This window comes from Lentzea sp. NPDC060358, assembly GCF_042725365.1.
In the GTDB taxonomy this organism is placed as follows: Bacteria; Actinomycetota; Actinomycetes; order Mycobacteriales; family Pseudonocardiaceae; genus Lentzea.
The window spans coordinates 91,167-104,524 of sequence record NZ_JBHXCW010000001.1; the positions used below are offsets into that span (position 1 = coordinate 91,167).

At 71.4% G+C, this 13,358-nt stretch carries 16 protein-coding genes; 8 read left to right on the plus strand and 8 right to left on the minus strand.

Translation table 11 applies throughout. The features are described from left to right. Positions 1–607: 607 nt before the first annotated feature. Positions 608–829, plus strand: coding sequence for a hypothetical protein (locus ACFWGZ_RS00370; RefSeq protein ID WP_382449259.1), 222 nt, complete (start codon positions 608–610; stop codon positions 827–829). Here the strand turns inward: ACFWGZ_RS00370 and ACFWGZ_RS00375 are convergent. From ACFWGZ_RS00375 to ACFWGZ_RS00390, 4 genes are read right to left on the minus strand one after another with little or no spacing between them, the layout of a single operon-like run. After that, positions 826–1,431 (minus strand): response regulator, encoded by a 606-nt coding sequence (locus tag ACFWGZ_RS00375; RefSeq protein WP_382449260.1) that lies wholly within the window; start codon positions 1,429–1,431, stop codon positions 826–828. The two genes, ACFWGZ_RS00370 and ACFWGZ_RS00375, sit on opposite strands and share 4 nt — an antisense overlap. After that, positions 1,428–2,567 carry a sensor histidine kinase gene (locus ACFWGZ_RS00380; protein WP_382449261.1) on the minus strand — a complete coding sequence of 380 codons (1,140 nt, stop codon included), beginning with the start codon at positions 2,565–2,567 and terminating at the stop codon, positions 1,428–1,430. Before ACFWGZ_RS00380 ends, ACFWGZ_RS00375 begins: the two co-directional genes overlap by 4 nt. Then, a complete protein-coding gene (locus tag ACFWGZ_RS00385; RefSeq protein WP_382449262.1) occupies positions 2,564–3,271 on the minus strand; it encodes an ABC transporter permease in 708 nt (235 codons plus the stop codon). Before ACFWGZ_RS00385 ends, ACFWGZ_RS00380 begins: the two co-directional genes overlap by 4 nt. Next, positions 3,268–4,152: an ABC transporter ATP-binding protein gene (locus ACFWGZ_RS00390; RefSeq protein WP_382449263.1), complete on the minus strand. Its 885-nt coding sequence runs from the start codon at positions 4,150–4,152 to the stop codon at positions 3,268–3,270. Before ACFWGZ_RS00390 ends, ACFWGZ_RS00385 begins: the two co-directional genes overlap by 4 nt. A gap of 124 nt (positions 4,153–4,276) precedes the next feature. Between ACFWGZ_RS00390 and ACFWGZ_RS00395 the strand changes: the two genes are divergently transcribed. From ACFWGZ_RS00395 to ACFWGZ_RS00420, 6 genes are all read left to right on the plus strand, one after another. Continuing rightward, positions 4,277–4,945, plus strand: a complete 669-nt coding sequence (locus ACFWGZ_RS00395) for a GAP family protein (RefSeq protein ID WP_382449264.1) — start codon at positions 4,277–4,279, stop codon at positions 4,943–4,945. A gap of 58 nt (positions 4,946–5,003) precedes the next feature. Beyond that, positions 5,004–6,161, plus strand: coding sequence for a PucR family transcriptional regulator (locus tag ACFWGZ_RS00400; protein ID WP_382449265.1), 1,158 nt, complete (start codon positions 5,004–5,006; stop codon positions 6,159–6,161). A 143-nt stretch (positions 6,162–6,304) separates the two neighbouring features. After that, a complete protein-coding gene (locus tag ACFWGZ_RS00405; RefSeq protein WP_382449266.1) occupies positions 6,305–6,898 on the plus strand; it encodes a DUF6801 domain-containing protein in 594 nt (197 codons plus the stop codon). A gap of 64 nt (positions 6,899–6,962) precedes the next feature. After that, the gene (locus ACFWGZ_RS00410; RefSeq protein WP_382449267.1) at positions 6,963–8,288 is read left to right on the plus strand and encodes a M20/M25/M40 family metallo-hydrolase; all 1,326 of its coding nucleotides are present in this window, start codon (positions 6,963–6,965) and stop codon (positions 8,286–8,288) included. A 10-nt stretch (positions 8,289–8,298) separates the two neighbouring features. Next, positions 8,299–9,081 (plus strand): SDR family oxidoreductase, encoded by a 783-nt coding sequence (locus tag ACFWGZ_RS00415; protein ID WP_382449268.1) that lies wholly within the window; start codon positions 8,299–8,301, stop codon positions 9,079–9,081. Positions 9,082–9,144: 63 nt separating this feature from the next. Next, positions 9,145–9,978, plus strand: coding sequence for an alpha/beta fold hydrolase (locus ACFWGZ_RS00420; RefSeq protein WP_382449269.1), 834 nt, complete (start codon positions 9,145–9,147; stop codon positions 9,976–9,978). Between the two features lie 44 nt (positions 9,979–10,022). Here the strand turns inward: ACFWGZ_RS00420 and ACFWGZ_RS00425 are convergent, their stop codons facing one another. Next, the gene (locus ACFWGZ_RS00425) at positions 10,023–10,475 is read right to left on the minus strand and encodes a hypothetical protein (RefSeq protein WP_382449270.1); all 453 of its coding nucleotides are present in this window, start codon (positions 10,473–10,475) and stop codon (positions 10,023–10,025) included. A gap of 110 nt (positions 10,476–10,585) precedes the next feature. Continuing rightward, complete coding sequence (locus tag ACFWGZ_RS00430; protein WP_382449271.1) at positions 10,586–11,305, minus strand: helix-turn-helix domain-containing protein; 720 nt, start codon at positions 11,303–11,305, stop codon at positions 10,586–10,588. Positions 11,306–11,374: 69 nt separating this feature from the next. Here ACFWGZ_RS00430 and ACFWGZ_RS00435 point away from each other — a divergent pair, with 69 nt between their 5' ends. Then, positions 11,375–12,313 (plus strand): aldo/keto reductase, encoded by a 939-nt coding sequence (locus tag ACFWGZ_RS00435; protein ID WP_382449272.1) that lies wholly within the window; start codon positions 11,375–11,377, stop codon positions 12,311–12,313. Here the strand turns inward: ACFWGZ_RS00435 and ACFWGZ_RS00440 are convergent. After that, complete coding sequence (locus ACFWGZ_RS00440) at positions 12,306–12,518, minus strand: DUF5703 family protein (RefSeq protein ID WP_382407414.1); 213 nt, start codon at positions 12,516–12,518, stop codon at positions 12,306–12,308. The two genes, ACFWGZ_RS00435 and ACFWGZ_RS00440, sit on opposite strands and share 8 nt — an antisense overlap. Next, a complete protein-coding gene (locus tag ACFWGZ_RS00445; protein WP_382449273.1) occupies positions 12,515–13,210 on the minus strand; it encodes a YncE family protein in 696 nt (231 codons plus the stop codon). Before ACFWGZ_RS00445 ends, ACFWGZ_RS00440 begins: the two co-directional genes overlap by 4 nt. Between the last annotated feature and the right edge of the window lie 148 nt (positions 13,211–13,358).

Genomic DNA, 13,358 nt, shown 5'->3' on the forward strand with positions numbered 1-13,358 from the left:
GGGCCCAGGTTGCCGTGGAGGGGTTCGGGGCTCGGTTGCTCGCCTTGCAGGGGGACGACGGGATGTGGGCCGGTGGGCCCTTCTTCCCTGCCGGGTTCGACGGGACCGAGGAGGGCCAGCCTTGGACGGCGACCACGTGGTCGTTGAACTCGTTGCGGGAGTGGGGGGTCGATCCGGAGGTACTCCGGCAGCGGCGGACTGTCGAGTTGCTCGAGGCCGGGGCTCGGTGGGAGTACGAAGGTCTGCCCTTCTGGGGTGGGGAGGTGGACTGCTGCATCAACGCTTGGACGTTGGCCAACGGTGTGTGGCTCGGGGTTGATGTCGAGGAGAACGCGCGTTGGTTCGTTGAGCATCAGCTGGGGATGGTGGGTGGAACTGCGAGTGGGTCGAGGGGTCGACGCGGTCGTCGTTCCACTCGACGCTCAACTCTGTCAAGGGGTTGCTGGCTCACGAGCTGGGGACTGGGGGTACTGAGGCGACCAGGGCGGCTCGGCAGCGCGGGGAGGAGTGCCTGCTCGAGCGGGAGTTGTTCAGGCGGTTGTCAACCTGGGCGCCTGTGGGGGAGTGGGTTTCGCAGTTCCGGTCGCCGTTTCGGTGGGGGTACAGCGTGCTCAACGCCATGGACCACTTCCGGCTCGCGGGTCGCAGGGACGAGCGGATGGGGGCGGCCGTCTCGATGATCGAGGATGCTCGGCAGGCTGACGGGACCTGGTTGCAGGCTGGACGGCACCCTGGGCGGGTGTGGTTCGAGACCGATGTGGGCCAGGGGGAGCCGTCCAAGTGGCTCACGTTCTGCGCGCTGCGCGTTCTGCGGTGGTGGCGGGCCTAGATCCAGCCCTTGGCCCTGGCGTAGCGGGCTGCCTCGTGGCGGTTCGAGGCGCCGGTTTTGCCCACGGCTGAGGAGAGGTAGTTGCGGACCGTGCCGGGGGACAGGGAGGCGCGGCGGGCTATCTCGTCCACCGGGGCGCCTTCCAGGGCCAGTTCCAGGACGTCGGCTTCTCGTGGGGTCAGGGGGCTGTCGCCTGCGCTGATGGCTTCCGCGGCCAGGGCCGGGTCGACGTAGCGGCCTCCGTTGTAGACGGTGCGCACCACTGTGGCGAGGACGTCGGACGACACGGTTTTCGGGAGGAAGCCCCGGACGCCTGCGGCCAGGGCCTGTTTCAGGTGGCCGGGGCGGCCGTGGCTGGTGACGATCATGGTGCCGCAGGCCGGCAGGTCCACGGACAGGGCCCGGGCCACGGCCACGCCGTCCAGGTCCGGCATCTGCAGGTCGATCACGGCCACGTCCGGTTGCACCTTGCGGGCGGTGGCCAGGGCTTCGGCGCCGGTGGCCGCCTGGGCCACGACCTCCAGGTCGTCCTCCAGCGACAGGAGTGCGGCCATGGCGCCGCGGATCAGGTGTTCGTCGTCGGCCAGCAGGATGCGGATCACGGGAGCTCCACGGTCAGGACGAAGCGGTGGGGAGCTTCTGGGGTCGCGGTCACCGAGCCGCCGAGGGCGGCGACGCGTTCGCGCAGGCCGGTGAGGCCGCTGCCGAAGCGGGTTTCGGCAGGGGAGGCGCCGTCGTTCGACATGGTGAGGATCTTTCCCCGCAACGTGATCGTGCACGTGGTCGCCTTGCTGTGGCGCAGGACGTTGGTCACGCCCTCGCGCACGGCCCAGCCCAGGGCGCCCGCCGCTTCGCCTTCGAAGGTGACGTCGCCGATCACCCGGCAGTCGATCCCGGCCGAGGCGAGCAGCGACCTGGCGCCGGCCAGTTCCGCGGAGAGGTCGGCTGTGCGGTAGCCGCTCACGACCGCGCGGAGCTCGTCGAGCGAGTCCTGGGCTATGCGGCGGACTTCGAGCATCTCGTCGATCGCCGACTCACGGCCGCGGCGCGCCAGTTGGGCCGCGAGGTCGGCTTTCAGGGCCACGACGGACAGGTTGCGGCCCACCACGTCGTGCAGGTCCCGTGCGAAGCGGAGGCGTTCCTCGGCCACGGCGAGGTTGGCGCGGATCTCGCGGGAGTGGTCGAGCTCCCAGACCAGGCCGAGCATCCACAGCGTGCTGCGGAACGCGAAGGCGAGGAACACCAGCATCAGCGACGCCGCCACGGCGTGGCCCATCGGGGCGGTCAGGAACAGGTACAGGCAGCTGAGCGGGGTCACCAGCAGCAGCGGCCGGGTGGGGCGCAGGGCGGAGAGAGTGGTGATCGTCAGCGCCAGGAACAGGGCCGTCAGGCCGTCCGCGGGGCTGTCGGGTCTGCCGGGGGACGGGTGCGGGTAGGCCAGCTCCGCGGTGATCAAGAGGGCGGCGGTGTAGAGCAGGTACGCCGCCAGCAGCTGGGCGGGGAAGGTGGTCCTGCCCAGGTAGTGCTCGATGCCCCGGTGGGCCAGGCGGATGCCGAGCACCACGTGGACCAGCACCGCCGCCGAGGCGATCACGACGGCGGCGGTGCCGATCTCGTTGGCCATCGCCAGGATCAGGAACGGTGGCAGGAACAGGTAGGCCAGGTAGAACGTGCCGCGGACGAAGACGTCGAACCGCGCCGCGTTGCCTCGGGACCGCCACCAGCCGAGCAAGATCACCTCCGGGGGTCCCAGCGGAACCAGCGTCGCACAGCGTAGGCGCCCAGGACGACCCAGGCGGCGAGGATGATCGCCGGGCGCAGCAGCGGGCCGTCCTGCCAGGCGGCGCGCAGCAGGTCCAGCACCGGGGTCAGGGGCAGCAGCCGCGCCACCGTCTGGAGGTTCTCCGGCAGCAGCTCCAGCGGGAACATCAGGCCCGAGCCGAGGATGCACGCCATCAGCACCGGCAGCGACGTCACCTGGGCCATCTCCACGGTGCGGGTGAACGCCGACGACGCGGCCGCCAGCAGGGCGAACACCACCACCCCGCCGAGCACGGCCGGCAGGATGAACCACGGGCGCGACGGCAGCGGGACGCCGGTGATCACGCCGACGATCACCGTGAACAGCACCATCTGCCCCACCGCGACCGCGACGGACGGCAGGGACGCGCCCACCAGGATCTCCGGGTCGGTCAGCTCGCCGACGCGCAGGCGCTTGAGCACGAGCTCCTCGCGGCGCGCGACGAACGTGGTGACCAGGTTGTAGTACACCGCCATCACCAGCGCGAACCCGATCAGGCCGACCATGAGCGGCGTGCCGTCGGCCTCCACCGACACGAGCACCGGGATCAGCAGCAACGGCAGCACGAGCGAGTTGAACAGCGCGGTCTTGTTGCGCCAGAACAGCTTCAGCTCCGCCTGCCCGACAGCCACGGCCCTCATGCCGCCTCCTCCGCGATCGCCAGGAACGCTTCCTCGAGTGACGCCGACCGGGCGTCCAGACCGGACAGTGCGACGCCGTTGCGGTGCGCCCACGCCAGTAGCTCGTGCAAGGTCTGCTGCAGGTCGTTGGTCCGCACGGTCACGCGCCCGGACGTGTCCGCGTCGGCCACGACGGGCAGTGCGACGCCGGGCGGCGGCACGAACGAGATGCGTGACGGGTAGGCGTCGACCACCTCGGACACCGTTCCCTGCGCGACGATCCGGCCGCGGTGCATGATCGCCAGCCGGTCGGCCAGCGCCTGCGCCTCCTCCAGGTAGTGCGTCGTCAGCAGCACCGTCACGCCCTCGAGCAACAGCCCCCGGATCAGCTCCCACGTGTTGCGCCGGCTCTCCGGGTCGAGCCCGGTCGTCGGCTCGTCGAGGAACAGCACCTCGGGCTTGCCGAGCAACGCGAGCGCGAGGTCCAGGCGGCGGCGTTCACCGCCGGAGAGCTGCTTCACCCGCACCGACGCCCGGTGTGCCAGGTCGACCAGCGCCAACGCCTCGTCGACCGGGCGCGGCGACGTCAGCGTCCGCGCCCACATCCGCGTCGCCTCGACGACGGTCAGGTCCGGCGGGAACCCGCCCTCCTGCAGCATCACGCCCACTCGCGGCCGGACCGCGGCCCGCTCGCTGAACGGGTCGTGGCCGAGCACCCGCACGGTCCCCTCCGCCGGGCGGGAGAGCCCTTCCACGACCTCGACCGTCGACGTCTTGCCCGCTCCGTTCGTGCCGAGCAGCGCGAACATCTCGCCCCGCTCCACGTCGAACGACACCCCTCGCACGGCCTCGAACCCACCGGTGTAACGGCGAGTCAGCCCGCGCACCTCGATCGCTGTCATGCCTCCACGATCTCGGCACGAACCCCGCTCCGGCAGTGCGCCACCACACCAGTTCCCCATGACAGATGTCATGGCACCCCTGGTAATCTCACGACTGTATTAAAAAAAGCGGCTTGGGGGATGCGTGGAACTGGGGCTGGTGGCGGCGCTGGCGGGGCTCGCGCTGCTCGACTCGACGAGCATCGGGACGCTGTTCGTGCCGATCTGGCTGATGCTGACGCCGGGGAGGCCGAAGCTGGGCCGGTTCGGCGTCTACCTCGGCACGATCACGGTGTTCTACTTCGCTGTCGGCGTGCTGATCGTGCTCGGGGCGTCGAAGGTGGCCCGTCACCTCGACAACCCGGTCGCGTACTGGGTCCAGCTGGTGATCGGCGCCGGGCTGTTCGCGGTCAGCTTCCGGTTCGACGGCAAGAAGAAGCCGAGCACCGGGAAGTGGCAGAACCGGGTCGACGCCAACGGGTCCGCGGCGGCGCTCGCGGGTGTCGCGCTGCTGGCCGGGGTCGTGGAGCTCGCGACGATGCTGCCCTACCTCGGCGCCATCGGGATGATGAGCGCCGCGGACCTGCCGCCGGCCGCGGTCGGGCTGCTGCTCGCCGGGTACTGCCTGGTCATGATCCTTCCCGCGGTCGTGCTGCTCGGCGCCCGGCTGGCGCTCGGGGAGCGGGTCGACGCGCTGCTCACGCGGATCAGCAGGTGGTTCGCGGAGAAGGGCGCGAGCATGACGGGCTGGGTGCTCGGCATCGCCGGCTTCCTGGTGGCGCGCGACGCGATCGCGCGGCTGTTCTTCCTGTGAACCACTTGGTCCGGTTGGCTGAACGACCCGGTTTCGTTTTCCTCCTACACTCGTCGGGATGACTCAGCCGGACGATCCGCGCAGATCCGTCCCGCGCGAGCTGGCGCCGCTGCTCCGAATGGAGGTCGCGCCGGTTTCGGTGAGCATTTTCGAGGCCATCGAGAAAGCAATTCCGGAATACAGCGAGTTCCGCGACAACGTCGTCGACGGCATTCGGCAGGCGCTGGTCAAGTTCGTCGACCTGATCGCGGCGCCGGACACCGAGCCCGCGCCGCACGACGACATCCACCGCCAGCTCGGCGCGTGGGAGTTCCAGTCCGGCCGCAGCCTCGACAGCCTGCAGGCCGCCTACCGGATCGGCGCGCGGGTGGCGTGGCGGCACGTGTGCGGGTTCGCCGAACGGCGCGAGCTCTCGCTGCACCTCATGTCCGTCCTGGGCGAGGCGATGATCGCGCACGTCGACGAGCTGGTCAGCCTGTCGGTCGAGGGGTACGCGGCGGCGCAGGCCAGTGCGGCGGGCACGCTCGAGCGCAAGCGGCGCAGGCTGATGGAACTGCTCGTCGGCGACCCCGCGGGCAACGGGCAGGCGGTGCTCGACGCGGCGCGGGCGGCGGCGTGGCCCCTGCCGGACCGGCTCGTCGCCGTGGCGCTCGAGCCATCGGCGGCTCCCGTGGGCGACCTGCCGGCCGACGTCCTGGTGAACTTCGAGGACGCCACGCCGTACCTGCTGGTGCCGAACCCGGCCGCCGTCTCGCGGTGGCTCAGGAGGGCGCTGCCGGGCTGGCGGGCGGCCGTGGGGCTGCCCGTCGCACCGGCCGACGCGCGCACATCGCTGGCCTGCGCCCGGCGCGTGCTGGAGCTGAGCAGGGAGAAGGTGCTGCCGGACCGGCCGGTGCTCGACAGCGCCGAGCACCTGGTCGAGCTGACCGTGCTCGCGGACGAGTTCCTCGCGCGGCAGCTCGCCGGCCGGGCGCTGGCGCCGCTCGCGCCGCTGACCGACCGGCAGCGCACGAAGCTCGCCGAGACGCTGCTCGTGTGGCTCTCCGCCCGCGGCGGCGCGCCCGAGGTGGCCGCCCGGCTGCAGGTGCACCCGCAGACCGTCCGCTACCGGGTGAACCAGTTGGAGGAACTGTTCGGCGACCGGATGCACGACGCGGGGGAGCGCTTCACCCTCGAACTCGCGCTGCGCGCGCACTATTTGTTGCAGCCCCGCTGACAAATCGCCGGAACACAATTCGCACGCGGATGACAAAAGCCGGTTTTCGCTTGCCTCCCGGAATGCGCGGTGGTTACTTTACTGGCGAGTAAAGCAACACCGCCTTCTTGCAGTTCAATGTCGTACTCAGGAGGTCCCTGCACATGAAAACCGGACTTTTCGCGCGCGTCGCCGCCGTCGCCCTGGTCGCCGGAGCGCTGGGCGTGGCGACGGCCGGCACCAGCTCCGCCGCGGTCGCCACGCTGAGCATCACCTACTCCTGCCAGTTCTCGATCGCCGGCACGCACGACATGCCGTCCGTGGTCAGCTCGCCCAACGCGACGGACTCCGCGACCGTCGGCGTGCCGACGGCGCCGTCCGCGACGACGGTCACCACGACCGTGTCCGACGACGTCCGCAACACGCTGTGGTGGATCGGCGGCCGGTCCGTCGACGGAACGCTGACCACGCCCGTCACCGTGACCAACGGCGCCTCCGTGCAGAACCTCACGGCGACGCTGACCATCCCGAACACGCCCGTGCCGTCCTCGGGCTCGTTCCAGGTCGTCGCCAACGGCTCGTTCCCGGCGCTGACCCTGCCCAACGCGGGCACGGCGGCGATCAACCTCGGCAACGCCTCGCTCGCCCTGACGCCGCGCTACGCCAACGGCGAGCCGACGTGGATCGGTGTCGTCAACGTCCCCTGCACCGTGAAGCCCGGCCAGGTCACCAAGTTCCACGAGTTCCCGGTGGCGTAGCCCCGGCGGCACGCTGACGGCCTCGCCGCACTGGTGGCGGGGCCGTCGGTGGTAGGAAGACGGGGTGAGCACACCGGGGAACGCACTGGCACTGGCCGAGGACGAGGCCGTCACGCTCGTCAGCGAGCTGATCAAGATCGACACGACCAACACGGGTGACCCCGCGACGGTCGTGGGGGAGCGCAAAGCCGCCGAGTGGGTGGCGGAGAAGCTGTCCGAGGTCGGCTACGAGACGACCTACGTCGAGTCGGGCGCCCAGGGCCGCGGCAACGTGGTCGCGCGGCTGGCCGGTGCCGATCCGAGCCGGGGCGCGCTGCTGGTGCACGGCCACCTCGACGTCGTGCCCGCCGACGCGTCCGAGTGGTCGGTGCACCCGTTCTCCGGCGCCGTGCAGGACGGGTACGTGTGGGGCCGCGGCGCGGTCGACATGAAGGACATGGTCGGCATGACGCTGGCCCTCGCGCGGCACTTCAAGCGCGAGAACGTCGTGCCGCCGCGCGACATCGTCTTCGCGTTCCTCGCCGACGAGGAGGCAGGCGGCCTGTACGGCGCGAAGTGGCTGGTGGAGAACCGGCCCGAGCTCTTCGAGGGCGTCACCGAGGCCATCAGCGAGGTCGGCGGCTTCTCGATCACGCTCAAGGACGACGTCCGCGCCTACCTCGTCGAGACCGCCGAGAAGGGCATCCGCTGGCTCAAGCTGCGGGTCAAGGGCACCGCGGGCCACGGCAGCATGATCCACCGCGACAACGCGGTCGCGAAGCTCGCCGCCGCCGTGACGCGGCTCGACCAGCACCAGTGGCCGCTGATCATCCGGCCGTCGGTGCGCGAGTTCCTCGACGGAGTCACCGAGATCACCGGCCTCGAGTTCCCCGACGACGACGTCGAAGGCTCGATCGGCAAGCTCGGCGCGCTGTCGCGGATGATCGGCGCGACGCTGCGCGACACGGCGAACCCGACGATGCTGTCCGCCGGGTACAAGGCGAACGTCATCCCGTCGACCGCCGAGGCCACTGTGGACTGCCGCATCCTGCCCGGCCGCGAGGAGGCGTTCGACCGCGAGCTCGCCGAGATCCTCGGGCCGGACGTCGAACGCGAGTGGATCGGCCTGCCGCCGGTGGAGACGACGTTCGACGGCGCCCTGGTCGACGCGATGACGGCGTCGATCATCGCCGAGGACCCCGGCGCCCGCGTGCTGCCGTACATGCTCTCCGGCGGCACGGACGCGAAGTCGTTTCAGCAGCTCGGCATCCGCAACTTCGGCTTCGCGCCGCTGAAGCTGCCCTCGGACCTCGACTTCTCCGGTCTCTTCCACGGCGTGGACGAGCGGGTGCCGGTGGACGCCCTTAAGTTCGGTGTGCGCGTACTGGACCGTTTCCTGCGCAACAGCTGAGGAGGCCGTCGTGACCGCAGTGGACTTGACCGGGAAGGTCGCACTGGTCACGGGAGGCGCGGGCGGCATCGGGTCCGCCGCGGTGCGCCGGCTCGCGAAGCTCGGCGCACGGGTCGCGGTGCTGGACCTCGACGCCGCCGGTGCCGAGCGGGTCGCCTCCGCGGCCGGCGGTCTCGCCGTGTGCGGTGACGTCGCGGACCCGGCGACGATGCCCGCCGCCGTCGCACGGGTGGAGGAGGAGCTCGGCCGGCTCGATGTCGTGCTGCTCAACGCCGGGATCGGCGGGGGACAGGCCGGGATCGACGACGCGCTGGACGTGGCCCGGTACCGCAAGCTCGTCGGCGTCAACGTCGACCACGTCGTGTACGGGCTGTGCGCGGCGGTGCCGGCGCTGCGGCGCCAGGGCGGCGGGAAGGTCGTGATCACGGCGTCGCTGGCCGGGCTGGCGGCGATGACCGCCGATCCGCTCTACACGCTGACCAAGCACGCCGTCGTCGGGTACGCGCGGGCGGCGGGGCAGGCGTTGGCGCCCGAGGGGATCGTGGTGTCCGCGCTGTGTCCCGGGTTCGTGGACACGTTGCTGCTCGGGGCGGCGAAGGAGGAGTTCGACGCCGTCTCGTTCCCGTTGCTGACCCCGGCCGACATCGCGGACGCGCTCGAGTCGGTGCTGTCCGGCGGTGAGGCGGGGGAGGCCTGGGTCGTCCAGCCCGGCGGGGCGGCGTTGCCGTACCGGTTCCGCGGCGTGCCCGGCGCCGGGCAGCTGCCACCGGACGTCGTGCTCGGCCGCGGCTGAACCGTGTCCTTCACCGGGTCGTCTCGTTAGGACGAACAGACGACCCGGTGAAAGGAACTGCGCATGGTGCTGCTGGAGGACGGGACCGAGCTCAACGTGGTGCGCGCGGGCAACCCCGACGCCCCGGTCACGATCGTGCTGGCGCACGGGTACGCGCTCGACCACCGCAGCTGGCACAAGGTCGCGGCCGGCCTGAGCGCCGACTTCCAGGTGATCTCCTACGACCACCGCGGGCACGGCGCGTCGGCGGCCGCCACGAAGGAGACCGCGACGATCGAGCAGCTCGGGGACGACCTGGGGGAGCTGATCGAACGGGCGGTGCCGTCGGGGCACGTCGTGGTCGCCGGGCACTCGATGGGCGGGATGGCGGCGCTCGCGATGGCCGAGCGGCGGCCGCGGTTGTTCCAGCAGCGGGTGCTGGGCACGGTGTTCGTGTCCACGGCGGCCAGCGGGATGTCGGAGACGTCGCTCGCGTGGCCGAAGGCGCTGGGCAAGCTCGTGCGGGAGCTGGAGCGGGCGTTCGGGCCGATCGTGCGGGCGGTGCGGGAGAAGATCGAGCCGACGAAGACCGCGGGGCTGCGGTGGTGGCTGTTCGGCGACGAGCCCGCCGCCGAGGACGTCGAGCTGACCGCGGACATGGTCTGGGGGCACTGGCCGGAGACGATCGCGCTGTTCCGGCCGGCGGTGGACCGCTACGACCGGGAGGCCGGTCTCATGGTGGCGGGGGAGAAGACCGTCGTCGCGGTGGTGGGGGACGAGGACCGGCTGGTGGCGGAGTCCGACGCGGTGAAGTTCGGCGGCACGCCGGTCGTGCTGCCCGACGCCGGGCACATGTTGCCGCTGGAACGGCCGGCGGAGCTCGCCGGCCTCATCCGCGAGGTGGCCGCGAAGGCGTAGCGGGGGCCGGGCCGCTCGGGGGAGCGACCCGGCGTCGTGGCCTCTCAGGCGCTGGAACGGCGCCTGCCGGGCGGGCGGCCGAAGAGGCGGACGTGCTCGTCGACCAGCCATTCCTTGAGCGGCGCCCACTCCGGGTGGTGGTTGAGCACCAGCAGGCGGTGCATCCACCAGTTCGGGTCGTCGTGGCGGGGGAACGCGGCGAGCCAGGCGGCCCGGTCGTCCGCCGACAGGCCCCACAGGTGCGCCAGCTGGCCCTGGGCGTCGGTGTCGAGCTGGGCCGTGATGCGGCCGTCCTCGGTCTGCCACTCCGCGCGCAGTTCGCGCAGCACGGCTTTGGCGCGTTCGTCGTCCTCCGGCGCGGTGACGACGACGGTGTGCAGGCCCTGCGTGGCGGCTTCGGTCAGCAGGGCACGGGTTGACTCTTCGTCGTGCGGCAGTGCGCTGTGAGCGACCCCGACTTCGTGCGGCACGAGCTCCATGACACGGAATCTGATCATATGGTCCAACCACTTCGGTGAATTTTATTTTTTCAGTGTTGACTGATGAGTCACCTTCCGCGAGGTGGCCGGGGCGGTGGGGGAGCTCAAGGTTCGTTATCTCTATTGCTTCAGTGTTGACTGAAAAACGCCATCACCCGGTGCTCGCCTTCACCGGAGAGGTACAGCGTCTCGAAGGCGAAGACGTTAGCGCCCCAGCGCTCGGTGCCGGTGGCGGGAGGCAGGGACGCGGCCGCGTCGTAGCGGTTCGTGAACTCGGTGCCGGCCGTGATGGAGAGCTCGAACGCGAGCGCCGCGGCGGTGTGGTCACCCAGGTCGGCGGCCGCGCGCAGCCCGGCGGCACGGCTGGACGCGACGGCGTCCCAGTCGGGGTAGTGGGCCCGGCCCCCGGTGCCGAACGCGAAGCGGACGAGGTTGGGCTCGCCGTCGAGGCCCGAGATCTCGTCGAACCGCGCGGTGCTCGCAAGGACGTCGCCCGCGGGGGTGAGGACGCAGGCGGCGGTGGGGGCCAGGGTGTCGAGCAGGGCGAGCACGGTCGGCCGCAAGCGCGGTGGCGGGGGAGGGGAGCAGGTGCTCTCCGCCTTGACGAGGCGGTACAGGTGGACGCGTTCGTCGGCTGTCAGGTCCAGGGCGGCGGCGAGAGAGGCGAGGATCTGGCCGGAGGGGGAGCGGTCGGTACCGCGCTCGAGGCGGGTGAGGTACTCGACGCTGATGCCGGCGCGGTCGGCGAGCTCACCGCGGCGCAGGCCGGGGGTGCGGCGGCGGTGGGTGTCCGGTGGGGTGGTCGCTTCGCGGCGGGCGCGCAGGAAGCGGCCCAGGGCGTTGGTCACGCAACCGGATCCTAGAGGGGCCCTGGGCGGGACTCCCTCGGTTCCCGGCGGGCCGTGATGCTGTTGATCATGCGATACCGACTGTTCGGCCGGACCGGCCTGCGCGTCTCGGAGTTGTTGCTGGGCACGATGACGCTGCGTTCGGAGGACGTCGCCCGGAGGGTGGTCGGCGCGGACGCCGACGCGGGCGGCAACTTCCTCGACACGGCGTCGGCGTACGGGGAGAGCGAGGAGGTCCTCGGGGCGGTGCTGACGCGGCGGGACCGGTTCGTGGTGGCGACGAAGTACGCGTTGTCGCGGGACGTGCGGGACCCGAACGCGGGCGGGACCCACCGCAAGAACCTGGTGCTGTCGCTGGAGCGGTCGTTGCGGCGGCTGCGCACCGACTACGTGGACGTGCTGTGGGTGCACCTGTGGGACCGCCACACGCCGGCGGAGGAGACGATGCGTGCGCTCGACGACGTGGTGCGGGCGGGGAAGGTGCTCCACGTCGGGGTGTCGGACGCGCCGGCGTGGTTCGTCGCGCGGGCGAACACGCTGGCGCAGTGGCGGGACTGGACGCCGTTCGCGGGGCTGCAGGTGCCGTACAACCTGCTCCGGCGCGACGTCGAACGGGAGCTGCTGCCGATGGCGGCGGAGCTGGGCCTGACGGTGGCGGCGTGGGCGCCGCTGGCGGCGGGGAAGCTCTCGGGTGGCACGCGGCGGGCCGGGGAGCTGACCGAGGTGGAGGAACGCGGGGCGCGAGCCGTGCGGTCGGTCGCGCAGGAGCTGGGGACGACGCCGGCTCGGGTGGCGTTGGCGTGGGTGCGCGCGAACGGGGCGTTGCCGCTGGTGGGGGCGCGGACTCCGGAGCAGGTCGCCGACTGCGCGGGTGAGGTGGTGCTGCCGCCGGAAGCGGTCGCGCGCCTGGAGGCGGCGGCCCCGTTCGAGCGGGGCTTCCCGGCGGACTTCCTCGCGGAGTGCGAGGCGAGCCCGTTCGCGTTCGGCGAGGGCGTGGTGCTCAGGTGATGAGGCCGGGCACGAGGTCGGGCTGGCGCTTGCGGCGCAGCCAGACCTTGCGGGAGCCGTCGCCGTAGAGCAGCGTGCGGGACAGCTCCCAGCCCGCGAACTCGGCGTGGATGGCCAGCTGCGTGGTCGCGGTGCGGCGGGAGATGCCGGGTGGCAGGCGCAGCGGCCGGTACTCCCAGTCCCCGTCGATCACCCCTTCGGTCATGGCGAGATCACCTGTACCCCTCCGTTGTCGCCGGACGTGACCGTGACACGTCCGGTCTCCTGGTCGACGCTGACGGTGTTGGGCTGGCGCACGGTCGGGAACCGGTGCTTCTCGGCCGGTTCGCCGCCGGCGACGTCCAGGCCGACGACCTCGTTGCGCTCGGTCAGCGTGATCCACGCGATGTCGCGCTTGGCGTCGTAGGCGATGCCGTACGGGGTGCCGGGCACGGGGTAGCGCTGCCGCATGATCAGCGGGTTGATCGAGAACGCGAGGAACTCGCCGCCGCGGGTGTCGACGACGAGCAGGCGTCCGTAGCGGTCGGGGACGGCGTTGGTGGCGCCGTCGCCGGCGCGCAGGCCGGTGCCCCTGGTCTCGGCGCCCTTGTCGTCCTTCGTCATCTCGAAGACCGCGCTGCGCAGCCGGTCGAGCTCGACGTCGCGGCCGTTGACCTGGAACTTCAGCGTGGTGTCGCCCTCGGTGAAGCTGCCGCCGGGCGTGACGGAGCCGGGGAGGGCGGCGTTCTGGGCGGGGGAGAGGGCGGGCTTGGCGGCCTCGAGCGTCTCCGCGACCTGCAACGGGTCCTGGGAGGTCTCGCTCTGTCCGCACGCTGCCAGGGCGGCGGTGGTCAAGAGCAGAGCGGCGAGCCGGCGCAAGATCGGGTCCTCCTGTGGAGCGTCGTGAACTTCCAGCATCCACCACGTTCGGTCGGAGGTCACGCAAGGGGTGGGGTGAAACTCGTCCGCTCCACGGCGCAATATTCTCTATTGCCTCAGTGTCAACTAAAATTAAACCCCTGTCGTGTTTCCGGACCAGGTACACCCACGACCTCAAACAGCCAAG